Annotated in this window: 25 protein-coding genes; 11 read left to right on the top strand and 14 right to left on the bottom strand. The window is 70.4% G+C overall.

Features of this window, described 5'->3' with window-relative positions:
- The first annotated feature begins 138 nt into the window (after positions 1-138).
- Positions 139-312, top strand: coding sequence for a DUF3117 domain-containing protein (locus tag BUR99_RS16370; RefSeq protein ID WP_067875042.1), 174 nt, complete (start codon positions 139-141; stop codon positions 310-312).
- Positions 313-496: 184 nt separating this feature from the next.
- Here the strand turns inward: BUR99_RS16370 and BUR99_RS16365 are convergent, their stop codons facing one another.
- Positions 497-1,129: an O-methyltransferase gene (locus BUR99_RS16365; RefSeq protein WP_074261412.1), complete on the bottom strand. Its 633-nt coding sequence runs from the start codon at positions 1,127-1,129 to the stop codon at positions 497-499.
- A 91-nt stretch (positions 1,130-1,220) separates the two neighbouring features.
- Here BUR99_RS16365 and BUR99_RS16360 point away from each other — a divergent pair, with 91 nt between their 5' ends.
- Complete coding sequence (locus tag BUR99_RS16360; RefSeq protein ID WP_074261411.1) at positions 1,221-1,619, top strand: twin-arginine translocase TatA/TatE family subunit; 399 nt, start codon at positions 1,221-1,223, stop codon at positions 1,617-1,619.
- 20 nt (positions 1,620-1,639) lie between these two features.
- Here the strand turns inward: BUR99_RS16360 and BUR99_RS16355 are convergent, their stop codons facing one another.
- A complete protein-coding gene (locus BUR99_RS16355; RefSeq protein WP_074261410.1) occupies positions 1,640-3,190 on the bottom strand; it encodes a succinic semialdehyde dehydrogenase in 1,551 nt (516 codons plus the stop codon).
- 89 nt (positions 3,191-3,279) lie between these two features.
- Here BUR99_RS16355 and BUR99_RS16350 point away from each other — a divergent pair, with 89 nt between their 5' ends.
- Both BUR99_RS16350 and BUR99_RS16345 read left to right on the top strand, forming a co-directional pair.
- Positions 3,280-4,656, top strand: coding sequence for an MFS transporter (locus tag BUR99_RS16350; protein WP_074261409.1), 1,377 nt, complete (start codon positions 3,280-3,282; stop codon positions 4,654-4,656).
- Positions 4,656-6,209, top strand: coding sequence for a pyridoxal phosphate-dependent decarboxylase family protein (locus tag BUR99_RS16345; protein WP_074261646.1), 1,554 nt, complete (start codon positions 4,656-4,658; stop codon positions 6,207-6,209). The genes BUR99_RS16350 and BUR99_RS16345 overlap by 1 nt, the downstream gene beginning before the upstream one ends.
- Before the next feature lie 2 nt (positions 6,210-6,211).
- On the opposite strand, the gene BUR99_RS16340 is transcribed toward BUR99_RS16345, so the two are convergent.
- The 6 genes from BUR99_RS16340 to BUR99_RS16315 form a co-directional block, all read right to left on the bottom strand.
- Positions 6,212-6,589 carry a hypothetical protein gene (locus tag BUR99_RS16340; protein WP_074261408.1) on the bottom strand — a complete coding sequence of 126 codons (378 nt, stop codon included), beginning with the start codon at positions 6,587-6,589 and terminating at the stop codon, positions 6,212-6,214.
- A 69-nt stretch (positions 6,590-6,658) separates the two neighbouring features.
- On the bottom strand, positions 6,659-6,946 hold the full coding sequence (locus BUR99_RS16335; protein ID WP_074261407.1) for a hypothetical protein: 288 nt from the start codon (positions 6,944-6,946) through the stop codon (positions 6,659-6,661).
- 35 nt (positions 6,947-6,981) lie between these two features.
- Entirely contained in the window at positions 6,982-7,887 is a 906-nt protein-coding gene (locus tag BUR99_RS16330; protein WP_074261406.1) for a hypothetical protein, read from the bottom strand.
- 4 nt (positions 7,888-7,891) lie between these two features.
- The gene (locus tag BUR99_RS16325; RefSeq protein WP_074261405.1) at positions 7,892-9,070 is read right to left on the bottom strand and encodes an Mrp/NBP35 family ATP-binding protein; all 1,179 of its coding nucleotides are present in this window, start codon (positions 9,068-9,070) and stop codon (positions 7,892-7,894) included.
- Positions 9,057-9,578, bottom strand: coding sequence for a DUF1003 domain-containing protein (locus BUR99_RS16320; RefSeq protein ID WP_074261404.1), 522 nt, complete (start codon positions 9,576-9,578; stop codon positions 9,057-9,059). Before BUR99_RS16320 ends, BUR99_RS16325 begins: the two co-directional genes overlap by 14 nt.
- The gene (locus tag BUR99_RS16315) at positions 9,565-10,893 is read right to left on the bottom strand and encodes a magnesium transporter MgtE N-terminal domain-containing protein (protein ID WP_074261403.1); all 1,329 of its coding nucleotides are present in this window, start codon (positions 10,891-10,893) and stop codon (positions 9,565-9,567) included. The genes BUR99_RS16320 and BUR99_RS16315 overlap by 14 nt, the downstream gene beginning before the upstream one ends.
- A gap of 79 nt (positions 10,894-10,972) precedes the next feature.
- Between BUR99_RS16315 and BUR99_RS20475 the strand changes: the two genes are divergently transcribed.
- Both BUR99_RS20475 and BUR99_RS16305 read left to right on the top strand, forming a co-directional pair.
- On the top strand, positions 10,973-11,716 hold the full coding sequence (locus tag BUR99_RS20475) for a YflT domain-containing protein (protein WP_074261402.1): 744 nt from the start codon (positions 10,973-10,975) through the stop codon (positions 11,714-11,716).
- A 64-nt stretch (positions 11,717-11,780) separates the two neighbouring features.
- Entirely contained in the window at positions 11,781-12,128 is a 348-nt protein-coding gene (locus BUR99_RS16305; protein ID WP_084184074.1) for a TIGR02611 family protein, read from the top strand.
- Between the two features lie 165 nt (positions 12,129-12,293).
- Here the strand turns inward: BUR99_RS16305 and BUR99_RS16300 are convergent, their stop codons facing one another.
- Positions 12,294-13,865: an aminopeptidase P family protein gene (locus BUR99_RS16300; RefSeq protein ID WP_074261644.1), complete on the bottom strand. Its 1,572-nt coding sequence runs from the start codon at positions 13,863-13,865 to the stop codon at positions 12,294-12,296.
- 86 nt (positions 13,866-13,951) lie between these two features.
- A complete protein-coding gene (locus BUR99_RS16295) occupies positions 13,952-14,968 on the bottom strand; it encodes an endonuclease/exonuclease/phosphatase family protein (RefSeq protein WP_074261401.1) in 1,017 nt (338 codons plus the stop codon).
- A 212-nt stretch (positions 14,969-15,180) separates the two neighbouring features.
- Between BUR99_RS16295 and rhuM the strand changes: the two genes are divergently transcribed.
- The 3 genes from rhuM (at position 15,181) to BUR99_RS16280 (ending at position 17,848) form a co-directional block, all read left to right on the top strand.
- The gene (rhuM, locus tag BUR99_RS16290) at positions 15,181-16,134 is read left to right on the top strand and encodes a virulence RhuM family protein/type II toxin-antitoxin system death-on-curing family toxin (protein ID WP_074261400.1); all 954 of its coding nucleotides are present in this window, start codon (positions 15,181-15,183) and stop codon (positions 16,132-16,134) included.
- Positions 16,131-17,006 (top strand): PHP domain-containing protein, encoded by an 876-nt coding sequence (locus BUR99_RS16285; RefSeq protein WP_074261399.1) that lies wholly within the window; start codon positions 16,131-16,133, stop codon positions 17,004-17,006. The genes rhuM and BUR99_RS16285 overlap by 4 nt, the downstream gene beginning before the upstream one ends.
- A 176-nt stretch (positions 17,007-17,182) precedes the next feature.
- Positions 17,183-17,848, top strand: a complete 666-nt coding sequence (locus BUR99_RS16280; protein ID WP_074261398.1) for a hypothetical protein — start codon at positions 17,183-17,185, stop codon at positions 17,846-17,848.
- Positions 17,849-17,860: 12 nt separating this feature from the next.
- Here BUR99_RS16280 and BUR99_RS16275 read toward each other — a convergent pair whose 3' ends face one another.
- Positions 17,861-18,325, bottom strand: a complete 465-nt coding sequence (locus tag BUR99_RS16275; RefSeq protein ID WP_074261397.1) for a MarR family winged helix-turn-helix transcriptional regulator — start codon at positions 18,323-18,325, stop codon at positions 17,861-17,863.
- A gap of 68 nt (positions 18,326-18,393) precedes the next feature.
- Here BUR99_RS16275 and BUR99_RS16270 point away from each other — a divergent pair, with 68 nt between their 5' ends.
- The gene (locus tag BUR99_RS16270; RefSeq protein ID WP_074261396.1) at positions 18,394-18,867 is read left to right on the top strand and encodes a hypothetical protein; all 474 of its coding nucleotides are present in this window, start codon (positions 18,394-18,396) and stop codon (positions 18,865-18,867) included.
- A gap of 70 nt (positions 18,868-18,937) precedes the next feature.
- Here the strand turns inward: BUR99_RS16270 and BUR99_RS16265 are convergent, their stop codons facing one another.
- Positions 18,938-20,521 carry a DEAD/DEAH box helicase gene (locus BUR99_RS16265; protein WP_074261395.1) on the bottom strand — a complete coding sequence of 528 codons (1,584 nt, stop codon included), beginning with the start codon at positions 20,519-20,521 and terminating at the stop codon, positions 18,938-18,940.
- Positions 20,522-20,664: 143 nt separating this feature from the next.
- Between BUR99_RS16265 and BUR99_RS16260 the strand changes: the two genes are divergently transcribed.
- The gene (locus BUR99_RS16260; protein ID WP_074261394.1) at positions 20,665-21,381 is read left to right on the top strand and encodes a ferritin-like fold-containing protein; all 717 of its coding nucleotides are present in this window, start codon (positions 20,665-20,667) and stop codon (positions 21,379-21,381) included.
- Between the two features lie 112 nt (positions 21,382-21,493).
- On the opposite strand, the gene BUR99_RS16255 is transcribed toward BUR99_RS16260, so the two are convergent.
- Complete coding sequence (locus tag BUR99_RS16255; protein ID WP_074261393.1) at positions 21,494-21,805, bottom strand: hypothetical protein; 312 nt, start codon at positions 21,803-21,805, stop codon at positions 21,494-21,496.
- Position 21,806: 1 nt separating this feature from the next.
- On the bottom strand, positions 21,807-22,031 hold the full coding sequence (locus tag BUR99_RS16250) for a DUF3107 domain-containing protein (RefSeq protein WP_056014418.1): 225 nt from the start codon (positions 22,029-22,031) through the stop codon (positions 21,807-21,809).
- Positions 22,032-22,082 lie beyond the last annotated feature (51 nt).

The raw sequence follows: 22,082 nt of genomic DNA, 5'->3' as shown, positions 1-22,082 counted from the left end.
GGAGGGCGATTCGGGCTATCGGAGAATGCCCTCCGTCTGTGGGAAGTCGTCAATCGGCTTGTCCACAGGCTCGCGGCGATTTCCCAGCACCGCCTGTGTTAGCAGATAATGGAATCTCAGCCACGAAAGGGGAGCTCAATGGCGGCCATGAAGCCACGCACCGGAGACGGGCCAATGGAGGCTGTGAAGGAGGGTCGACTCATCATCGTTCGAGTTCCACTCGAGGGTGGCGGTCGCCTCGTCGTCTCGGTGAACGATGCTGAGGCCAAGGAGCTGTACGACGTCCTCGGCGGCGTCGTGAATCCCGCCTGAGTCACATCACTCGAATCGAGCCCCGAGATCTCTCGGGGCTCGAGTCGTTTCCGGGGCCGTTGTTGGGGTCGAGTCCGCAGGTTGAGCTCGTCGAAGCCGGCCCGGGTGGGTTTCGGCAGGCTCAACCCGCAGGTCGGCAGGCTCAACCCGCGGGTCGGCAGGCTCAGCCCGCAGGTTCGGCAGGCTAGACGCCGAGCTTGACGATCTGCAGCAGGCCGTCGCCGGCGGGCGAGATCGCCGTGGCCACAGCCGACGAGGTCGACAGCTCTGAGACCAGGGTGCGGTACGCGCTCGCCGATTCATCGCGTCGTGCGGGGTCGGCGACCCGGCCCTTCCAGAGCGCACGCGCGACGAGCACGATGCCGCCGGGCTTGGCCAGGCGCAGGCCGTGCTCGGCGTACTCGATGACCGACGGTGCATCGGCGTCGATGAAGACGATGTCGTACGAACTCTCGTTCATGCGCGGCAGCACCTCGCTCGCGCGTCCGGCGATGAGTCGCACACGGGCGGCGGCGATGCCGGCGTCGGCGAAATGCTGGCGGGCGTGCTGCTGGTACTCGTTCTCGGTGTCGATCGAGGTGAGCAGCGCGCGGCGGGCGGCCTGCAGCATCCAGAGACCCGAGACGCCGACTCCGGTGCCGATCTCGATGATCGACTGTGCGCGGGATGCGGCGGCGAGCACGGCGAGCTGTGCGCCCACCGCGGGCGAGACCGGCTCGACGCCGAGCTCGAGCGATTGCTGACGGGCCTTGGCGATCGACTCGGTCACGGCGACCGAGTCGTCGACGTACTTCCAGTTCAGGTCGTGTTCGGACACGTGGCGGCTCCCGGATGCATCTCTCAGCTCCTAAGCCTAGGGTGCGGACCGTGTGTCGTTCGTACGCCTCGCCGCCGACTATCCTGTAGGGATGTTCGGTGGACTGACGTTCGACAAGCTCCTCATCGTGGGTGTCATCGCGGTCTTCCTGCTGGGACCGGAGCGACTGCCGCACTACGCCGCGCAGCTCGGGAGGCTCGTGCGTTCGCTGCGCGACATGGCCAACGGCGCCAAGGACCGCATGCGCGACGAGATGGGCCCCGACTTCGACGACGTCGACTGGAAGAAGCTCGACCCGCGGCAGTACGACCCGCGACGCATCATCCGCGAGGCGCTCACCGACATCGACCCCTTCGCCGAGGAGGATGCACCGGCGCCAGTGGTGGCGCGCGCCTCCGTCAACGAGAACTCGGCGTACCTGCAGCGCAAGCGCAAGCGCGAGGGACTCGGCGCCGACGAACCCGCGCCGTTCGACTCCGAAGCGACCTGATCGGCGCGCGCCGGCGCGGGTCAGCGCAGGCGCAGCACCTTCAACGCCTGTGCGAGCAGCACGAGGAGCGGCGCCTTCTGCTCGTACTCCGCCGCGGTGCGCGGCAACTGCAGGAGTCCGGTCACCGATGAGATCGTGACGGGCTCGACGAATCGCAGGAGTCCGGCCTCGCCGTTCCGGCGGCCGAGGCCCGACTGCTTGACGCCGCCCATCGGCGCCGCCACCGAGCCGAACGAGCCGCGGTACCCCTCGTTGATGTTGACGCTGCCGGCCTCGAGCGCGTCGGCGACGCGTCGGGCACGCGCAGCCGATGTGGTGAAGACGGCGGCGTTCAGGCCGTATTCACTCGAGTTGGCCGCGAGCACCGCCTCTTCGTCGCTGCCGACGAGGTAGAGCGAGGCGATCGCCCCGAACGTCTCCTCGGCGTACACGAGCATGTCGGGCGTGACCCCGGTGAGGATGGTCGGCTCGAAGAACCACGGTCCGATGTCGGGGCGGTGCTTGCCGCCGACGAGCACGACGGCGCCCTTCGCGACGGCGTCATCGAGGTGCGCCTGCACCCGTGCGAGCTGTGCGGCGCTCGCGAGCGAGCCGAAGTCCGCACTGAAGTCGAGGCCGGAGCCGAGCTTGGCCGCACGCAGGCGCTCGACGAGGGCGAGCTGGAAGGGACCGGCGACCTTCTGGTGCACGTAGATGCGCTCGATAGAGACGCAGAGCTGCCCCATCGCCGAGAAGGCGGCGTGCGCAGTGTTCGCTGCGGCCGTGGCGGGGTCGACGTCGTCGAGCACGAGCAGCGCGTTCTTGCCGCCGAGTTCGAGTGACGAGCCGATGAGCCGGCGTCCCGCCTTCTCGCCGATCTTGCGCCCGGTCGCGGTGGAACCCGTGAAGCACACGTAGTCCGCGACATCCGTCAAGGCTTCGCCGACCTCGGCCGCAGGGCCGGCGACGACGGCCCAGAGCGCCGCGGGCACGCCCGCGTCGATGAAGGCGCGGCGCAGCGCAAGGATCGACAGGGCGCCCTGGTCGTCGGCCTTCTGCACGACGCCGCAGCCGGCGGCGAGGGCGGGCACCACGTCCATCGCGGCGAGGCTGAGTGCGAAGTTCCACGGCGTGATGACGCCGACGACGCCCTTCGGGCGGAACTGCACCCGGCTCGTCGCGACGGTGGGCAGGCCGGAACGCACTGGCCGACCGTGCAGCACCTTGCGGGCGGCGAGGGCGTTGTAGCGGGTGACGGAGACCGCTTCGAAGATCTCCTCGAAGGCCTGGCCGCGCGTCTTGCCGCTCTCGAGCTGGATGAGGTCGAGCAGCATGTCGCGCCGTTCGAGGATGAGGTCGTGCGCCCGGAGCAGCACGCGCCGGCGCTCGGCGAAGCCCGCACGGGCCCAGGCGAGCTGGGCGAGCTTCGCGCGGGCGAACGCGTCGTGCACGTCGTCGGCGCTCGATCGCGGCAGCTCGTGCATCGTCTCGCCCGTCGACGGGGTCGGAACGGAGATGGTCTCGGAGCCTGAGGCGACGACATCGTCGGCAAGGCTCGCGTACAGGTCGGGGGAGGCCGTGGGGGCGCGCATGCGCACAGTCTAGGACAGTCGACCCAGTTCTAGGTCAGTTGACCCAGTTCGCTGTCGGACGGGCGTCCACGGGTGAGTACACTGCCTCCATGACCGCATCGGTGCGAACCCTGTCCCGCGGTGTCGTGACCCGCTATGCGATCGGATCCATCGGCACCGGCGGCTTCGCCACGCTGCCCGGCCTCGTGCTCGTGTACTACCTGACCGACACCCTCGGCGTGACCGCGCTCGTCGCGGGCCTCGTCGTCACCGCCGCGAAGGTGTGGGACGTCGTGATCGACCCCTGGATCGGCGAACGCAGCGACCGCGCGCTCGCGCGCACCGGCACTCGCCGCACCTGGATGATCGTCGGCGCCGCCGCGCTGCCCGTCGGATTCATCGTCACCTTCGCCGTGCCTGCGGGGCTCGACCCCGGGGCATCCGGCATCTGGGTGTTCCTGGCCTTCCTGGCCACGGCGACGGCCTTCAGCCTCTTCCAGGTGCCCTACATCGCACTGCCGGCAGAGCTCACGGCCGACTACGACGCGCGCACGCGCCTGCTCACCTGGCGTGTCGTGGTGCTCACGATCGCGATCCTCCTCTTCGGCGCCGGCGGCCCCGAGGTGCGCGCTGCGTTCGCCGACGAGCACACGGGCTACCTCGTGATGGCGATCGTCGCGGGTGTCGTGATCGGTGCTGGCATGCTCGTCGCCACCACGACGGCCGCGAGAGGCATCGCGTCGACGGAGGCCGCGCCGCGCCGCGACATCCGCGCCGGCTACGCCGAGGGCTTCGCGGCGCTCAAGCGCAGCGCGGCGTTCCGCGCGCTGCTCGCCGCCTTCGTACTGCAGGGCCTGGCGACCGGCCTCATGCTCGCAGGCGCGCAGTTCGTCGCGACCTGGGTGCTCCGCGACGAGCGCGCGGTGACGTTCCTCTTCGTCGCGCTCATCGGACCGGCCGTGCTCTTCGCGCCGGTCTGGCAGGCCGTCGCCCGCCGCGTCGGCAAGGAGCGCGGGTTCGCGCTCGCGAGCACCCTCTTCGGCATCGCCGCCCTCAGCCTCGTCGGCATGATCTGGGCGCCGGGCGCGTGGGTGTACGTGCCCGTCGCACTCGCGGGCGCCGGCTACGCGGGCATGCAGTCGCTGCCGATGGCCATGCTGCCCGACGTGATCTCGCACGACGCACGCACGCACGGCATCGGCCGCGCCGGCAGCTTCGGCGGCGTCTGGACCGCGGGTGAGACGGCGGGAATGGCGCTCGGCGCCACGGTGCTCACGATCGTGCTCGCCCTCACCGGCTACGTGGAGTCGATCGGTTCCGAGACGGTGACCCAGTCGCCGGCCGCGGTCGCCGGCATCGCGATCAGCTTCAGCGCGATCCCCGCACTGCTCGTGGCAGCGAGCCTCGTGGCGCTGCGCAAGTACCCCCTCCGACGCAGTGACATCGAGGCCGATGCCGCCGCCACGACCGCAGAGACGGTGGCATGATGACCGACTTCCGCCGCGAGGCATCCGCGATCCTCGCCGAACTCGAGGCGATGCGCGCCCTCGACGCCCCGACCCACGGCGGCCGGGTGCTCTCGTACGTCTACGACTCGGGACTCGTCGAGCTCGACGAGCTGGCCGCCGGTGCCGCGCGCCTCGTGCAGCCCGTGAACGGACTCGACCCGACGACGTTCACCTCGGTCGCGGCGATGGAGGCCGGCGTCGTCGGCTTCGCGAGGCGCGTGCTCGGCGGCGCCGGCGACGACGAGATCGTCGGCTCGGTCACCTCGGGCGGCACCGAGAGCTGCCTGCTCGCGGTGAAGTCCGCGCGCGACCTGTGGCGGTCGCTGCGCGCCGGCACGCCGCGCGTGCCGCGCATCGTGGCTCCGGTGACCGTGCACGCCGCGTTCCACAAGGCCGCCGAGTACTTCGGGCTCGAGCTCGATCTCGTGCCCGTCGACCCGGGCACTGGCGTCGTGTCGGTCGCGGCGATCGAGGAACGCCTCGGCGACGACGTCGCCCTCGTCGTGGTGAGCGCGCCGTCGTACCCGTTCGCAGCGCTCGACCCGATCGCGGATGTCGCGGCGATCACCGGCCCGCGCGGCATCGCGCTGCACGTCGACGCCTGCATCGGCGGCTTCGCGCTCGCCTTCTGGCCCGACGAGCTGCCGGCGTGGAACCTGTCGGTTCCGGGCGTCACGAGTCTCTCGGCCGACCTGCACAAGTACGGCTACGCGCCGAAGGGCGTCTCGGTGCTGCTCACCCGTGGTCGCGATCGCCAGCGGTTCCAGTACTTCGCGACGACCGCCTGGCCCGGTTACCCCGTCGTGAACCCGACGCTGACCGGGTCGAAGCCCGCCGGGCCGCTCGCCGCGGCGTGGGCGATCATCGAGGCACTCGGCGAAGACGGGTTCACCGAGCTCACTGCGCAGACGGCGCGAGCCACCGAGGCGCTCCGCGAGGTCGTCGACGGCATCGAGGGGCTGAAGGTCGTCGGCGTGCCGACCGGCCCGCTCTTCGCGGTCGCCACCGACGAATCGGTCGCGGTCGATCGCCGAGTCGACCCCCACCACTGGGCGGATGCCGCGCGCGCGGCCGGCTGGCACCTGCAGCTGCAGCCCGGGCTCACCCAGGCCGACGGCACCCGCCTGCCCCACACGACCCACCTCACGGTGACCCCGGTGACCGAGGCCGTGGTCGGCCAGCTGTCGACGGCGCTCGTCGCCGCCGCCGATGCCGTGCGCGGCGTGCCGCCCGTCGACGGGCAGCTGCTCGTCGCCGGGCTCGCCGAGACGCTGCCCGGTGGCCTCGAGGGGCTCGCCGCGGCATCCGCCGGCCTCGACTCAGCGGGCGCTGCAGGCCTGCTGCGCGCGTTCGGACTGCTCGGCGGTGCTGCGTCCGATGACGAGGCCGCGGGCGCCGACGGTGCGCTTCCCGACCGGCTCGCCCCGGTGCTCGCGCTCGTCGGAGCGCTGCCGCCGCAGCTCACCGAGCGGTTGCTCGTCGAGCTGCTCGCGCGGGTCGTGGAGCCGTCGTCGACGCCCGATCGCGGCTGACGTCAGAGATCGAGGATGTACGCCCGCTCGCCGGTCAGCGGGCGGAGCCGGTCGTCGATCGGGAACGGCACCTCGTACTCGATCGCGGGCGCATCGATGGCCCCGAAGTCGTCCTTCTTCAGTCTGAGCACCGCTGATGAGACCTCGGTGATGCGCACGCGAAGCCAGGTGCCGTCGTCGAGTCGCAGCTCGTACAGATCGGCGAGGTAGCCGATACCCGTCGCCTCGAGCGTCTCTTCGGCGCTCAGCCAGTCGAGCGAGTCGGTCAGCGGGCGACCGAGCAGATCGATGACGACGAAGCCCTCGCCTTCGGGGCGCATCCATCCGAGCAGTTCACCGTCGCCGCGACGATGCTCGATCCAGTCGGCAGGTACCGTCATGCCTCGAGGCTACAGAAGGCGACCGTCGATGAGGGTCGTGCGTCGTGGCCGCCGCTGCGACGCGGCGAATCAGCTCGTGCGGATCCGGCCGGTGGGGTCGACCGTGATGACGACGGTCTGCACCTTGCGGTTGAGCGCACGGTAGACCACGTAGATCAGCCAGAGGCCGCCGGTCAGCAGCACGAGGATCAGGTTCCAGAACCAGCCGATGCGCTTGTTCTTCGAGACCACGGCCTGGCCGGCCGCGACGGACTGCACGGTCCAGCCGCGCTGCGCGTACTTCGCCACCTCGGCGTTGAGCAGTTGGGCGCGCGACTCGTCGGAGAGCGCTGCGGGAGCCGGATTCGGTGTGGTCATGCCCGGATTCTACCGAGCATCGCCGTGAGCACGCCCTACTCGAGCGCGCATCGCTCCCCGTAGTACGCGTAGAGCTCGGCCTTCAGCGTGTCGCCCGACGATCGGTCGAGCCGGCCCTCGCGCCCATCGCTCGTGCGGATCTCGAACGGCAGGATCGTGCCGCGCTTGTCGTCGGCGATCGCGTGGGCGTCGCAGCGGGCCGGGCGCACCGGCAGCACGATCGTGACGGGGGCACCGTCTGCGGACACCTCGGTGCCGAGCGGCCAGTCGACGCCCCCCTCGGCGTTCAACAGGGTCGTGCCGTACACGCGGTCGATCACGAACGATCCGTCAGCGTCACCGGCAGCGGATGCCGCGGGCACGACCTCGACGTCGATGAACGCACGCTGCTCGGTGCCGCTTCCGGTCGTGCGCAGATGCTCAGGCATCTCGATCGCGGCGACCCGCTCGACCGCCTCGGCCAGGCAGTCGGAGTTCGCGACGCGTGCCAGCGTGCCGTGCGGGTCGTCGGCCGTGATCTCGCCGGAGGCCGCTCCCGCCTCAGTCTCGACGTCGAGCAGGATCGTCACCTCGGGGTCGGGCGGCGTCGAGCCGTCGCCGCATTCGCTCGCCGACAACGGCAGGCGGATCTGCAGCGCATCGCCCGGCGCGACCTCGAACGGTTCTGAGCGCACCATGCCCGGCGCGAGGGTCGGCGAGTCGACCTCGAGCCGTTCAACCGTCACCGGGGCGTCGCCGTCGTTCTCGATGCGGACCACGAGCCGGTGGGCCTCGATGTCGAGTCGGCCCTGCTGCACGCGGGCGGAGAGGCCCTCGGGCAGCTCGGCGGCAGGAATCCGGGCCAGCGGAGCGCATGCGGTGAGCCCGAGTGCCGTCGCGGCGACCGTGAAGAGCGCGGCGAGGGGCATCGCGTGCCGGCGGGTCAGGCGGGCGCGCGACATCCGCTCACCGGACCGTGACGTCGAGTCGTCGGCCTGCCAGCGATCGGGGCACGGCGGCGAGCTGCGCGGCGACCTGCTCGATCGCGCGTGCAGCGGGGTCATCGGGCTCGGCGAGCACGACCGGCATGCCGTCGTCGCCGCCGCGGCGGAGCGCCACGCTGAGCGGCACGCTCGCGAGCAGCGGCACGGGTGCCGGCTGACCCGCCGAGAGGCGTTCGGCGACGATCGCGCCGCCACCGGCGCCGAACAGGTCGAAGATCTCGCCGCCGGGCTGCGCGAAGCCGGCCATGTTCTCGACGACGCCCACGATCTTCTGCCCGGTCTGACGCGCCACGACACCCGAGCGCTCGGCCACGTCGGCTGCCGCGGGCTGCGGGGTGGTCACGACGACGACCTCGGCGTTCGGCAGCAGTTGCCCCAGCGAGATCGCCACGTCGCCCGTGCCGGGCGGCAGATCGACGAGGAGCACGTCGAGGTCGCCGAAGTACACGTCGGTGAGGAACTGCGACAGCGTGCGGTGCAGCATCGGCCCGCGCCAGGCGACGGCGACGGATGACGCGCGCCCGCCCTCCTCGGAGGGTTCGACGAACATGCCGATCGAGATGACCTTCACGCCGTGCGCGACGGGCGGCAGGATCATCTCGTCGACCCGGGTGGGCCGGGCGGCGAGCCCCGACTCGTCGACGAGGCCGAGCAGGCCCGGGATTGAGAATCCGTGCACGTCGGCGTCGACGAGCCCGACCGAGAGACCGCGAGCGGCGAGCGCCACGGCGAGGTTCGCGGTGATCGTCGACTTGCCGACGCCGCCCTTGCCGCTCGTGACCGCGATCACGCGGGTGAGGCTGCCGGGACCGAAGGGGTTGCCGCGGGCCGCCTTGCCGCCGCGCAGGCGCTCGGTGAGCGCGGCGCGCTGCTCGGGTGTCATGACCGAGAGCACCACCTCGGCGTTGCCGTCGCCGACGACCGTCTCGGCCGCCTGCCGCACGTCGCGTTCGATGCGGTCGGAGGCGGGGCATCCGACGATCGTGAGCCGGATGCCGACCTCGACAGTTCCGTCGCCCCGCACGACGACCCGGTCGACCATGTCGAGTTCGGTGACGGGCTTGCGGATCTCGGGGTCGATGACGCCGGTGAGCGCCGCGCGAACGGCGGTCTCGAGCGTGGCTGGGTCAGCGGCCGGCATGCTCGGCGTCCTCCTCGTCGCGTCGGTCGAGCTCTTCGATGATCGCCCGGAGCTCGGAACGGATGAACTCGCGCGATGCGAGGTCCTTCATGGCCAGTCGCAGGGCCACGACCTCGCGGGCGAGGTACTCGGTGTCGGCGAGATTGCGCTCGGCGCGTTGGCGATCCTGCTCGATCTGCACGCGGTCGCGGTCGTCTTGGCGGTTCTGCGCGAGCAGGATAAGGGGCGCGGCGTAGGAGGCCTGCAAGGAGAGCACGAGCGTGAGCGCCGTGAAGCCGATCGCGATCGAGTCGAAGCGCCATTCCTCGGGGGCGAAGGTGTTCCAGACCATCCAGCCGATCGCGAACACCGACAGTCCGAGCAGGAAGCCGGGAGTGCCCATGCCGCGGGCCACCCACTCGGTGAAGCGGCCGAAGCGGTCGCTGTCGCCCGAGCCGCGGAAGGACGGGGCGCGGCGCGTGCCCTTCGGGGTGTCGAATCGCCGCTCGTCGGCGTCAGCGCGTGCCATCTCCTGCCCTCCTTCCGTTCGCGATGGGGATACTCCCCGTCGTCAGCTGGGCTCGCGCGGCTGCGCGGCGCCCCACCTCGGCGTCTTCGGGATGACTTCGCCAGTCATCGGGCAGGAGGTAGTCGAGCACGTCGTCAATCGTCACCACCCCGACGAGTCGATGCTTCTCATCGACGACCGGCACCGACACGAGGTCGTAGCTCGCGAGGATGCGGCTCACCTCGGCGGCCGAGGTGTCGGCGCGCACGGGCTCGAGACCCTGGTCGATGAGCGTGCCGAGACGCTCGTGCGGGGGATAGCGGAGCATCCGCTGGAAGTGCACGATGCCGAGGAATCGCCCGGTGGGCGGCTCGTACGGCGGCAGCGTCACGCAGACCGCGGCGCCGAGGGCGGGCGGCAGGTCGTGACGGCGGATGAGCGCGAGGCCCTCGGCGACGGTCGCGTCGGCCGAGACGATGATCGGCTCGGGGGTCATGAGGCCACCGGCGGTGTCGGGCCCGTAGGAGAGCAGGAAGCGCACGTCGTCGGCCTCTTCGGGCTCCATGAGCTCGAGCAGGTGCTCACCGCGCTCTTCGGGGAGCTGCGCGATGAGGTCGGCCGCGTCGTCGGGCTGCATGTGGTCGAGCACGTCGGCGGCGCGGTCGTCGCCGAGGCCGGCGAGGATCACGACCTGGTCGGACTCGGGCATCTCTTCGAGCACGTCGGCGAGGCGGTCGTCGGAGAGCTCCTCGGCGACCTCCTGGCGTCGCTGCGCGGGCAGGTCGAGGAGCGTGTTCGCGAGGTCGGCCGGCTTCAGCTCGGAGTACGACGCGATGAGGTGCTCGGCCGACTGCGCCTCACCGGGAGGGTTGACCTCGCGCACCTCGCGCCAGGTGACGTAGGCGGACTGCCCCTTCGAGAACGGCGAGGCGCCCTTGGGCCGGCGCACGAAGAGCTGGTCCACCTGCCACTCGCCGGGCTCGAGCTCTTCGATCGCAACGTCTTCGATCGCAGCCTCGCCCGAGCCGTCGGTGAAGGCGACCTTGCGGCCGAGCATCTCGGCGATCACCCGCACCTCGCCGCCGCGCTGCTCGAAGCGTCGCAGGTTGATGAGCCCGGTCGTGATGATCTGACCGCCGCCGATCGAGGTGACCCGGCCGATCGAGACGAACACCCGGCGCTTGCCCGGAATCTCGACGATCAGGCCGACGACGCGCGGAGGGTCGTTCTTGCGGTACACGACGAGGACGTCGCGCACCTTGCCGACCCGATCACCGGCGGGGTCGAAGACGGCGCACCCGGCGAGTCGGGCGACGAAGACTCTCGAGGCGCTCACGGTTCCAACTTAGTCCCGATGCCTCCTGCCCGGCCCCGCTTCCCGGCCCTCGACGTGCGCGTCGTGGGAGAATGGCGGGGTGAGCACTCAATCGCCGTTCGGCGGCCGTGTCGGCCGTGCCTACCCGATCCTGCCCAAGGGGGAGACGGTGGCGAGCTTCGAGACCTACGCCGAGGCGCAGTCTGCCGTCGATGCGCTCGCCAAGGCCGAGTTCCCCGTGAAGGAGCTCGCGATCGTCGGCACCGACCTCACGAGCGTCGAGCGCATCACGGGCAAACTCACGTGGGGTCGCGCCGCCGGCGCCGGCGCCCTCTCGGGTGCCTGGTTCGGAACGTTCCTCGGTCTGCTCTTCTTCATCTTCGCTCCGACCGGAGCCTCGGTCGGCATCCTCATCTCGGCCGTGCTCATCGGTGCCGGATTCGGCATGATCTTCAGCGTCGTCTCGTATTCGCTGAACCGTCGCCGCCGAGACTTCACCTCGGTCGGGCAGGTGCTCGCGACTCGGTACGCGATCGTCGCCGAGAGCGCGCACGTCGATCGCGCCCGCAGCGTGCTCGGCGTCGATGCGCCGGCGCCGGAGCAACCCGCGGCGAACCTCCCCGTCGAGAACGGCGGGCGACCGCTGAGCTACGGCGAGGCGACGGATGCCGCGAAGCGCGCCGCGGCCGAAGCGGCGCGCGCCTCGCAGACTCCCGCTCGCCCGCGCTACGGGGAGCTCGCGCCGGCGGCCGACACCGGCGACGCGGCATCCGCTGCCCCGCAGGCTGACACCGACGGGCCCGAGGCATCGACCGCCGCAGAGCCGCCCGCGCCGGAGCGCTGAGCCGCACCGCAGCGATCCTCCGAGATCGAGGCGACTTCCCAGAGTCGCGATATATCGTGACCGAATGGTGACGCAGGACGAGCTCGCGATCGAGATCGCCGAGGGTGAACGACCCGATCGGCCGATCATGCGGATGCTCCGTGCCATCCGTCGCCGCATCGAGCGCAGGCCCGGCCTGCGACGCGCCTACCGCGTGGCCGTCGCCGTGCTCGGCAGCCTGATCGCGACCGTCGGTCTGCTGCTCGTGCCGTTGCCCGGGCCGGGGTGGCTCATCGTCTTCCTCGGCCTCGCCATTCTCGGCACCGAGTTCGCGTGGGCGAAGCGGGTCGCCGCGTTCGCCAAGCGCCAGCTCGCCCGCTTCTGGGCGTGGTGGCAGGCTCGCCGGGCCGTTCGCCCGGTCGCCGGCGACTGACGACTACCAGGCGTCGATCGCCGCTGCCGACCACCGCTGGCACAACTGCGGATATACGATCTGGCGCGCCGTGGTCGGCGCCCAGTGCCCGGGGTGTCGGATCGTATATCCGCAGTTACGCGGGCCGGGACGTACGCCCCGGTCGCGCATCGCGGGGAACGAGAGCTACCGAGCCTCGCCGCGCACCCACGCCTCGACTTCATCGGCCGTGCGGGGGATGCCCGCCGAGAGGTTCTCGGCGCCGTCCGCGGTGACGAGGATGTCGTCTTCGATGCGCACGCCGATGCCGCGGAACTCCGCGGGCACCGTGAGGTCGTCGGCCTGGAAGTAGAGGCCCGGCTCGATCGTGAAGACCATGCCTGCTTCGACGACGCCGTCCATGTACATCTCGCGTCGCGCCTGCGCGCAGTCGTGCACGTCGAGGCCGAGGTGGTGGCTCGTGCCGTGCACCATGTACCGGCGGTGGAACTGGTTCTCGGGCTCGAGCGACTCCTCGGCCGAGACCGGCAGGAAGCCCCACTCGGCGGTCTTGCGGGCGATGACCTGCATCGCGGCCGCGTGCACCTCGCGGAAGACGATGCCGGGCTTGACGATCGCGAACGCGGCGTCGGCCGCCTCGCGCACGGCTTCGTAGATCTTGCGCTGCACCTCGGAGAACGTGCCGTTCACCGGGAAGGTGCGGGTGATGTCGGCGGTGTAGTAGCTGTCCATCTCGACGCCGGCGTCGAGCAGCACGAGGTCGCCGGGCACGACGGGGCCGTCGTTGCGGGTCCAGTGCAGGATCGTGGCGTGCGGGCCGGCGGCGGCGATCGAGTCGTAGCCGACGTCGTTGCCGTCGAGACGGGCGCGGGTCGCGAAGACGCCTTCGATGACGCGTTCGCCGCGCACCTCGGCCGTGATGCGGGGCAGTTCGCCGATGACCTCGGTGAAGCCGCGCTGCGTCGCGTCGATCGCGGCGCGCATCTGGGCGATCTCGAACCCGTCTTTCACGAGGCGCAGCTCGGAGAGCACGCGGGCGACCTCGGCGTCGGGCTCGTGCGAGCCGCCGACCTCGAGCGAGAACGGGGCGTCGGAGGCGTTCGTCGACAGCGCCTGCTCGGCGGCGAAGCGGATGCGGGCGTGGTCGACGCGCTCGGTGACGGATGCGTCGGCCTCGCGCAGCACGAGGGTCGCTGTGTCGACGGCGTCGATGACCCGGTCGAACTCCTCGAGCCCGCGGGTGGCGATGTCGAGGTCGGCGGCGACGTGCGCCAGTGAGGGGCGCGGGCCGATCCAGAACTCGCCGATGGCGGGGTTGGCGTAGAACTCCTCGGAGTCGCGGCCGGCGCGCTCGCGGAAGTAGACGGTCGCCTCGTGGCCGTCGGTCGTCGGTTCGAAGACGAGCACGGCGCCGGGCTCGGAGTCGGAGCCCCAGCCGGTCAGGTGCGCGAACGCCGAGTGCGCGCGGAACGGGTAGTCGGTGTCGTTGGCGCGCTGCTTCACGTCGCCCGCGGGAACGATGAGTCGCTGGCCGGTGAAGGCTGCCGAGACCTTCGCACGGCGTGCAGCGGCGAACGACGCCTGCTCGCGCGCCTGCGGCAACGTCTCGTCGCGCTCGGCCCAGCCGCTGCCGATGAAGTTCTTGAAGCCCTCCGAGCCGGGCGTGGTCGAGCGGTTCGCGTCGCGGACCGTCTCCTCGCTCGCGGTCGTGGCCGGAGCCGCCGTCTCGGTCGTGGAGGTGTCACTGGTGTTGGCCATGCCGACCATTCTCCCACTTCACGCTGCCGTGTTCCCTGAGCCTGTCGAAGGGCGCGCTTCGACAGGCTCAGCGAGCAGAGGCGGTCTCAGCGAGCGACGAGCGTCGACACGATCGGCCGGTGGTCGCTGCCGGCATCGTCGTAGCCCTCGAGCACTTCGAACGCCTCGACGCGCCAGTTCGGGGTCGCCATGACGTGGTCGATCGGGCTGCCGAAGAACGGCGGGACGTCGGTCGGCCAGGTGCCGAGTCCTGCGGAACCGGCCTGCGCCGCGGCATCCGTGCACTGGCCCATGTCGCCGTCGTCGATGCCGTGACCGGCGAAGTGATCGACCGTCGCATTGAAGTCGCCGGCCATGATCACGTCGTCGCCGGCGCACTGCTCGGCCAGCCAGTCGAGGTCGCTTCGCCAGTTGCGCAGCTCCCAGCGGATGGGCGCGACGGCGTGCACGGCGACGATGCGAGGGCCGTCGCCATCGGAGGGGTCGGCGACGACGCTCGGCACCGTGTTCGTGTTGCCGGGCGGGCCGGGCACCTCGGGCGTGATCACGTCGTAGTCGCCGAGGTCGGGGCTGATCAGGATCGTCGTCGACCGGGCCTTCGCGATGTCGTCGTAGGCGGCGGTGTGCACCCACATCGGGCTGCCGCCCTCGCGCATCGCGATCGCGACCTCTTCGCCGAGCGGCTCCGTGGTCTCGGGCAGCACCACGATATCGGCGCCCCGCTCGAGCGCGAGGTCGGCGATCGTCGACGCCTCGGGCACCTCGCCGAGGGTGTTCCACGAGAGCACCGTCACGGAGTCGGGGCCGGGCTCGGCGGTGGAAGCTCCGAACCCGCGGGCCGTGAGCACGGCGACGTTGCCCGCGGCGAAGAGCGCGAACACGGCGGCCATTGCGAACGCGAAGATGCGGATGGGCCGCACGAGGGCGAGGAGCAGGAAGACGATCAGCGCGAGCACGCCGCCGGCCGCTGCCGCGCCGCGCAGGGCGACGACGTGCGCGGCCACCCACTGGTTCTGCAGGCCGAAGGCCTGCGGCCACACGAGCACGAGCGCAACGGCGGCGGTGCCGAGCACGAAGACCCAGCCGAGGATGCGGGGGAGCATTCCACCAACCCTAGGCGAGCGAGTCGGACGGATGCCGGTCGAGTCGCTGCCGATCGGCTGGGAGTCGCCGGTGAGGTGGCCGACGTGCCGTATCAGTTCCGCATGCGAAGCGCAGCGTGTGTCGGCTGTCGCCGATAGCCTGAGAGTCGGCGTCGGGATTCCGAACGCGAGCGCCATTGCGCGATCGTCGAAGACCGAGAAGGAGCGACTGGATGACCGATCCGATCCAGAGTCAGATCGAGCTGTACCAGTCCGCAGATGGCACGGTCACACTCGGCGTGCGCACCGACGCCGAGAGCGTGTGGCTCTCTGCCGACCAGATCTCCGAGCTCTTCGGCCGTGACAAGTCGACGATCTCCCGCCACCTCCGAAACCTCTTTGCCGACGGAGAACTCGAACGTGAGGCAGTTGTTGCAGAATTTGCAACAACTGCGAGCGATGGCAAGACATATCTCGTCGTCCACTACGATCTCGATGTCGTGATCTCGGTTGGGTATCGGGTCAAGTCAGCCGAGGGCGTCCGCTTTCGACAGTGGGCCACACAGGTGCTCCGCCGGTACGTACTCGAGGGTGTTGCACTGAACGAGCAGCGGCTCACGCAGATCGGTCGAATCGTGCGTGTGCTCGCGCGCTCGACCGATGAGCTCGTGTCAGGCGTCGCGGATGTGCTCTCGGGTTATCTGCCGGGATTGCAGGCGCTCCGAGACTACGACGACGGCACGATCGTTCCGCCAGCCGGCGATGCGCCGACCTGGACGTTGAGCTATGCCGACGCTCGGGCGGTCATCGACCACGTGCGCGCGGAGTTTCCCGATGACCATCTCTTCGGCCGCGAGCGTGGCGACGCGCTGCGTGGCATCGTCGCCACCGTGTACCAGGGATTCGCCGGCCGAGACCTGTACCCAACGGTTCAGGACAAGGCGGCGAACCTGCTCTACCTCGTCGTGAAAGACCACCCCCTCGCCGACGGCAACAAGCGCAGCGCGGCCGCGCTTTTCGTGCACTTCCTTGCACACAACGGGGTGCTCGCCGACGACCTCGGGCGATCGCGCATCACGAACAACGCTCTCGCCGCAATCACGCTCATGGTCGCGATGAGCGATCCGAAGGAGAAGGACCTCATGATCGCGCTGCTCATGCGGATGCTTGCGGGGGACGGTTCGTGAATCGCGTCCACGACCAGGCTGCGACGGGCGAAGCCGACCTGCACACGCACTCGACGGTCTCCGACGGAACGGAGGCTCCCGCCGAGCTCATGCGGCAGGCGGCGCGCGCCGGCCTCTGGGGCGTCGCGCTGACCGACCACGACACGACGAGCGGATGGGCCGAGGCCGCTGCCGCTGTGCCGGAGACCGGCGTCGCCCTCATTCCCGGCATGGAGCTCTCGACCCGCGAGGGCTACACGAGCGTGCACATGCTGGCCTACCTGATCGACCCGCTCGACGAGGCGCTCATCGCCGAGACGGCGCACATCCGCGAATCGCGGTTCACCCGCGCCGAGGCGATCGTGCGCAGCATCGGACGCGACTACCCCCTCACCTGGGACGACGTGCTCGCCCAGACGGTCGAGGGCACGACCATCGGTCGCCCGCACATCGCCGACGCGCTCGTCGCCCGTGGCCACGCCGCCACGCGCTCGGCCGCGTTCGACGGCATTCTGCACCCGCGCGCGGGCTACGCGCGACCGCACTACGCACCCGACCCGCTCACCGGAGTGCGACTCATTCGCGAAGCCGGCGGCGTGCCCGTGCTCGCGCACCCAGGCACGCGCGGCGCCGAGCGGGTCATCCCGCCCGAGCGCCTCGAGCAGCTCGTGGAGGCGGGCCTCTTCGGGCTCGAGATCGACCACCCCGAGAACCGCGCCGACGCGAAGCCGCGGTTGCGCGCGCTCGCCTCGCGCTTCGGGCTGCGCATCACGGGCTCGAGCGACTACCACGGCACCGGCAAGCCGAACCGGCTCGGCGAGTGCCGCACCGCGCCCGACGTCGTCGAGGCGATCGTCGCCGAGGGGCGCGGGTCGGCGCCGGTGCTGCCGTAGCCGGCCTCGGGCGCCGACCAGCGGTAGCGAGGGCCACGATGACGCTTTGCGGGGCCTCTGCCCGAGATGCTTGCGCGGGATGCCTCGTGCATCCGGTCTGATCAATCAATAGTGTTGGCCGCACGCCGGAACGACGATGAATGTGCCCGGCTGGCATCGAAGGAGATCAGCCGTAGATGAGCACCATCGTTCCCGATTCGCCGCTGGTCTGCGGCGACCTCACAGTCTTCCGCTGGGTCAAGCGGAGGACGGAGGTCCTGCAGTTCACGTGGACACCGGGGCGAGAGGCAGACCCTCGACTCGATGGCTTCGTCGGTCTCGAGCACTTCGAGGACCAGCCGAAGCGCGGCCCAGCGGTGTTGTACGACCGCCCGATGGAGTCGTCGTACACGACCTCCATCGAGCAGTTCAACCGGAACCGGGCTTCGGGCCTAGTGCGGCTGGGCTCGCCGACGAACGAAGCTTCCCACGACAACTCATGGTTCCGGCGGCCGCAGCTCGCGCAGGCCGAGCTGGAGGAGATGCTGGACCGGTTGCGAGCTGAACCGCCGGGCGGCACGTTCTTCGACGAGTACTGGACAAGGGCGCAGCTCGAGAAGCGGCAGTGGTACTCGGTGCACGGCATGACGAGAGCGAATGGTGGCCTCCGCGAGGTGATCGTGCTCTGCAGCTGCGCCGACGACCCGCCCTCCGTCGCAGCTCGGGTGGCGCTCGCACAGGTCTACTCCGAACTCGGGTTCGACTTCGCAGCAGTGGAAGTGCAGCGCACGTATGACGTCGGTCCGGCCGTCAGCGGCATTGGGGCCCTCCGAATCGAGCGAAAGCTGCCCACTGTCGTCTGACGCGGCTGCCGATCAGGTGGGGACGGGGCCCTCGACGGGTTGAGGTGAGGGGATCGGGGTGAGCGTGCGCATCAGGATCGACTTCAGAAGGCCGAGTTCGTGCGGGCTGACCGCGTGGAACAATTCCGCGGACACGCGCTTGGTGTGCTGCTGCGCAGTCCGGAGGGCATCTTCTCCGTCAGTCGTGAGGGCCAGGAGCGTCACCCTGCGGTCGAGCGTCGAGGGCGTTCGCGTGACGTAGCCGAGCCGGTCGAGGTCGTCGATCACTCGCACCATGCCGGTCTTGTCGGTGTTGAGTCGTGCGACGAGGTCCCGTTGGGTCTCCACGCCGTCCCGGATCAGGAACATCACCGTGACGTGCCGACTGGCCAGGTTCATGGGACGCAGCGCGTCGTTCAGCCGTTGGGTCGCCAGTGTGTAGACCTGGTGGAGCAGCAGCCCCACTTCGATCGAGGCCTGCCCGCTGTCATCGCTCATGGCTCGATTTTCTCAAATTCGATCCAGTTGCAATTGATCCATTTGGATCTATTAGATAGGCTCCGATCATGTCCTCACTCAATGACTCGGCTCGCGAATCGCGCCGGTGGCCGATGCGGTTCCTCCGGATCTCGCTGACCGTGACCGCGCTCCTCATGTTCGGCCAGGCGGTGCTCGCCGGCCTGTTCATGGGCGGGGAGTCGTCGGCATTCGGGTGGCATCGCGAGATGGCCACCGTGGCGGGGATCTCGTTGATGGTCAGCATCGTCGCCGCGATCCTCGCGCGCCGCCTCGGCGGGGCGCCGCGCTGGCCGATCTGGGCGACGATCGCGCTGCTTGCGCTCATGTCGCTGCTCGCGTTCGCCGGGTTCCGTTCGCTGACCGCCCTGCACGTTCCGCTCGCGGTGATCACGATCCTCCTCGCTGCCGCGCTCGCCGTGTGGGCGTGGCGGTATCGGCCGGCCGCCGCTGCGAAGACCAACGCGCCCGAGTCTGACGACAGAGCACGAACCGAAGCGCCGTCCCTGACGCACGCGCTCTGAACCTTCCGTACCGAAACGCACAGCGCCCGCCCGGCCGAAGCCGTGCGGGCGCTGAAACGTCGGAGCCGGGTTACACCTGGGGCGTGGTGCCGCCGGTGCGCGGGCCACGGCGACGGCGACGGCGCGGGGGAGCGGCGTTGCCGTCGTGGTGCTCGTGGCCCTTGCCGTCGTGGGTGCCCGTGCCGGGCTCCTTGACGGCCACGGCCTCAGCGGGAGCGGTGTGAGCAGTGGATGCTGCGGCACCCTCGGTCGGTGCGGACTCGGGGGCGACGCCCGCGGTCTCGCCGGCCGGCTTGCCGCCGCGCGTGCGGTTGCGGCTGCGGGTGCGGGGGGCGCGCTCAGCGCCGGCATCCGTTCGCTCCGAACCGCCCTCGGAACGACCGCCGGAGCGGCCTTCGCTGCGACCGCCCGAGCGGCCCTCGCTGCGACCGGCCGTGGCCGAGCGCGTCGGCGCGGCGACCGCGGACGACGGCTTCAAGCGGCCCTTGGTGCCGGCGGGGATGTCGAGGTCGGTGAAGAGGTGCGGGCTCGACGAGTACGTCTCGGTCGGCTCGGGCTGGCCGAACTCGAGGGCGCGGTTGATGAGCGCCCACTTGTGCAGGTCGTCCCAGTCGACGAACGTTACGGCGATGCCGGTCTTGCCGGCGCGGCCCGTGCGGCCCACGCGGTGCAGGTACGCCTTGTCGTCGTCGGGGATGGTGTGGTTGATGACGTGCGTCACGTCGTCGACGTCGATGCCGCGCGCCGCGACATCCGTGGCGATGAGCACGTCCTTCTTGCCGGCCTTGAAGGCCGCCATCGCGCGCTCGCGCTGGTCCTGGTTCAGGTCGCCGTGAACGGCGGCGGCGTTGAAGCCGCGGTCGTTGAGCTCTTCGACGAGCTTGGCCGCTGCACGCTTCGTGCGCGTGAAGATGACGGTCTTGCCACGACCCTCTGCCTGGAGGATGCGCGAGATGACCTCGTCTTTGTCGAGCGAGTGCGCCCGGTAGACGAGGTGCTTGATGTTCGCCTGCGTGAGGCCCTCGTCGGGGTCGGTCGCACGGATGTGGATGGGGCGCACCATGAAGCGGCGCGCGAGCGCCACGATCGGGCCCGGCATGGTGGCCGAGAAGAGCATCGTGTGGCGGGTCGCGGGCGTCTGCGCCATGAGCTTCTCGATGTCGGCGAGGAAGCCGAGGTCGAGCATCTTGTCGGCCTCGTCGAGCACCATCTCCTGCACGTTCTTCAGCGAGAGGAGGCGCTGCGAGGCGAGGTCGAGGAGGCGCCCGGGGGTGCCGACGACGATCTGCGCGCCGGCCTTGAGCTGCTCGATCTGACCTTCGTAGGCCTTGCCGCCGTAGATCGACACGATCTTGGTGGGGCGATTGGATGTCGCGAGCTCGAGGTCTTCGGTGACCTGCACGCAGAGCTCACGGGTCGGCACGACGACGAGCGCCTTGACGCCGCCCTCGGGGTCGTCGCCGAGGCGCTGGATGATCGGCAGGCCGAATCCGAAGGTCTTGCCGGTGCCGGTCTTGGCCTGGCCGATGATGTCCTGGCCCGAGAGGGCGAGGGGGATGGTCTGTTCCTGGATGGGGAAGGCATCGATGATGCCCTTCCCGGCGAGGGCGTCGACGATGTCGGACGCGATGCCGAGGTCGGTGAAAGTGGTCAAAAGTCTGCCTGTTCGTGTTGCTCGAGGTGGCGGTCGGATGCGCGCCCCGTTCTCAACTCCAGGCGCACGGCTGCGGTTCCATCGCCCGCATGCACCCTCTACCCTATCCGAGACTGCCTGAACGCCTCGGTAAGCTGTCTGCTGTGGTCCTCTGGTCGAATCGGCGCCTTCCGCGCCCCGAGCTGCCTCGGCTGCGCCCGCGGGCCACGCCGACCGACCTCACGAAGGTCGATTTCACCGAGCTCGTGCCCGAGCCCGTCCCGTTCCTCGGCCAGGCCGCGTACATCCAGCTCGAGTTCTTCGAGTCGCTCGCGCGTTCCGTCGCGACGGCGCCGACGCTCTCGGCGAAAGAGGGGCTCAGCCGCGCCGCAGGCGGTGCGCTGCGCCAGCACCACGCACTGATCGCCGAGCTGCGCCGGCTCGACGTCGAGCCCGTCGTGGTGATGGCGCCGTTCGCGCCGGCCGCGGAGCGATTCCGTCAGGCGAGTGCCGGGGCCGACTGGTACGAGCTGCTGCTCGGCATTCACGTCACCGCTGGCATGCTCGACGACTACTTCTCCCGGCTCGCCGAGGGCCTGCCCGGCGAACTCGCGACGCGGGTGCGTGCGATCCTCGCCGAAGACGAGGCATCGGCCGGTGTGCTGCACGACGAACTGTTCGCCGCCATCGCCGCCGAGCCGGGGCTCGCCGACCGACTCGCCCTCTGGGGTCGTAGCCTCGTCGGCGACACGCTGCTGATCGCCCGCTCGGCACTGCGCGCGTCGGACTCCAACGATCGCGGCGCCGACGTCGAGCCGGTGTTCACCGAACTCATCGCCGCGCACACTCGTCGCATGGACGCGCTCGGCCTCACAGCCTGAGCGTGCACCGACTCACCTTCTGAGGCACGCCGAACCACGGCCGGAGCGCGTTCGGCCTCACGTCCGGAGCGCGCTCGTTCTCACGGCCGAACCGCGGGCGGCTCGGTTCGCGTCAGGCGCTCGCGGCGCCCGCGCCCGGGCGGGAGAGGCGCTCGAAGAGCACGGCATCCGCTCGCTCACGGCGCGGCGAGATGAGGTACAGCACCGCGGCCGGCACGAGTGCCGAGGCGACGAGTGCGGCGACCCAGATCCATCCGCCGTCCCAAGGCCAGCCGAGCCAGGTCAGTGCGACCCACACGACGGCGGCGACGCCGGCGCCGATCGCCGAGCCCACGGCAACGCCGCGGAGGTGCCGGAGCGGCACCACGAACTGCGTTGCGAGGCCCAGGATGGCGCCGCCGACGACGATGAAGATGAGCTCCATGTCAGGCGACGAATCCGACGCGACGCGACTCCTCTGAACCGATCTCGACGTAGGCGAGCGCGGCCGAGGGCACGACGTAGCGGGTGCCCTTGTCGTCGGTGAGCGTCAGCAGCGGCGACTGGCCGGCCAGTGCCGCGGCGACCGCCTGCTCGACCTCCGCAGCTGACTGCGAAGTCTCGAAACCGAGTTCACGGGGGGAGTTCTGAATGCCGATGCGAACGTCCACGGTACGCCTTTCTGCTCTTGCGCCAACCCTACGACACCGGCTCGCGGGGCC

It is taken from the genome of Agromyces cerinus subsp. cerinus (assembly GCF_900142065.1).
Taxonomy (GTDB): Bacteria; Actinomycetota; Actinomycetes; order Actinomycetales; family Microbacteriaceae; genus Agromyces; species Agromyces cerinus.
The sequence above is the reverse complement of the archived record's forward strand: the minus strand, read 5'-3'. Positions and strand labels throughout refer to the sequence as shown.

Coding starts and splice junctions, on each gene's coding strand:
- BUR99_RS16370 (WP_067875042.1), top strand. CDS start 139: ATGGCGGCCATGAAGCCACGCACCGGAGACGGGCCAATGGAGGCTGTG.
- BUR99_RS16360 (WP_074261411.1), top strand. CDS start 1,221: ATGTTCGGTGGACTGACGTTCGACAAGCTCCTCATCGTGGGTGTCATC.
- BUR99_RS16355 (WP_074261410.1), bottom strand. CDS start 3,190: ATGCGCGCCCCCACGGCCTCCCCCGACCTGTACGCGAGCCTTGCCGAC.
- BUR99_RS16350 (WP_074261409.1), top strand. CDS start 3,280: ATGACCGCATCGGTGCGAACCCTGTCCCGCGGTGTCGTGACCCGCTAT.
- BUR99_RS16345 (WP_074261646.1), top strand. CDS start 4,656: ATGACCGACTTCCGCCGCGAGGCATCCGCGATCCTCGCCGAACTCGAG.
- BUR99_RS16340 (WP_074261408.1), bottom strand. CDS start 6,589: ATGACGGTACCTGCCGACTGGATCGAGCATCGTCGCGGCGACGGTGAA.
- BUR99_RS16335 (WP_074261407.1), bottom strand. CDS start 6,946: ATGACCACACCGAATCCGGCTCCCGCAGCGCTCTCCGACGAGTCGCGC.
- BUR99_RS16330 (WP_074261406.1), bottom strand. CDS start 7,887: ATGTCGCGCGCCCGCCTGACCCGCCGGCACGCGATGCCCCTCGCCGCG.
- BUR99_RS16325 (WP_074261405.1), bottom strand. CDS start 9,070: ATGCCGGCCGCTGACCCAGCCACGCTCGAGACCGCCGTTCGCGCGGCG.
- BUR99_RS16320 (WP_074261404.1), bottom strand. CDS start 9,578: ATGGCACGCGCTGACGCCGACGAGCGGCGATTCGACACCCCGAAGGGC.
- BUR99_RS16305 (WP_084184074.1), top strand. CDS start 11,781: ATGGTGACGCAGGACGAGCTCGCGATCGAGATCGCCGAGGGTGAACGA.
- BUR99_RS16300 (WP_074261644.1), bottom strand. CDS start 13,865: ATGGCCAACACCAGTGACACCTCCACGACCGAGACGGCGGCTCCGGCC.
- BUR99_RS16295 (WP_074261401.1), bottom strand. CDS start 14,968: ATGCTCCCCCGCATCCTCGGCTGGGTCTTCGTGCTCGGCACCGCCGCC.
- rhuM (WP_074261400.1), top strand. CDS start 15,181: ATGACCGATCCGATCCAGAGTCAGATCGAGCTGTACCAGTCCGCAGAT.
- BUR99_RS16280 (WP_074261398.1), top strand. CDS start 17,183: ATGAGCACCATCGTTCCCGATTCGCCGCTGGTCTGCGGCGACCTCACA.
- BUR99_RS16275 (WP_074261397.1), bottom strand. CDS start 18,325: ATGAGCGATGACAGCGGGCAGGCCTCGATCGAAGTGGGGCTGCTGCTC.
- BUR99_RS16270 (WP_074261396.1), top strand. CDS start 18,394: ATGTCCTCACTCAATGACTCGGCTCGCGAATCGCGCCGGTGGCCGATG.
- BUR99_RS16255 (WP_074261393.1), bottom strand. CDS start 21,805: ATGGAGCTCATCTTCATCGTCGTCGGCGGCGCCATCCTGGGCCTCGCA.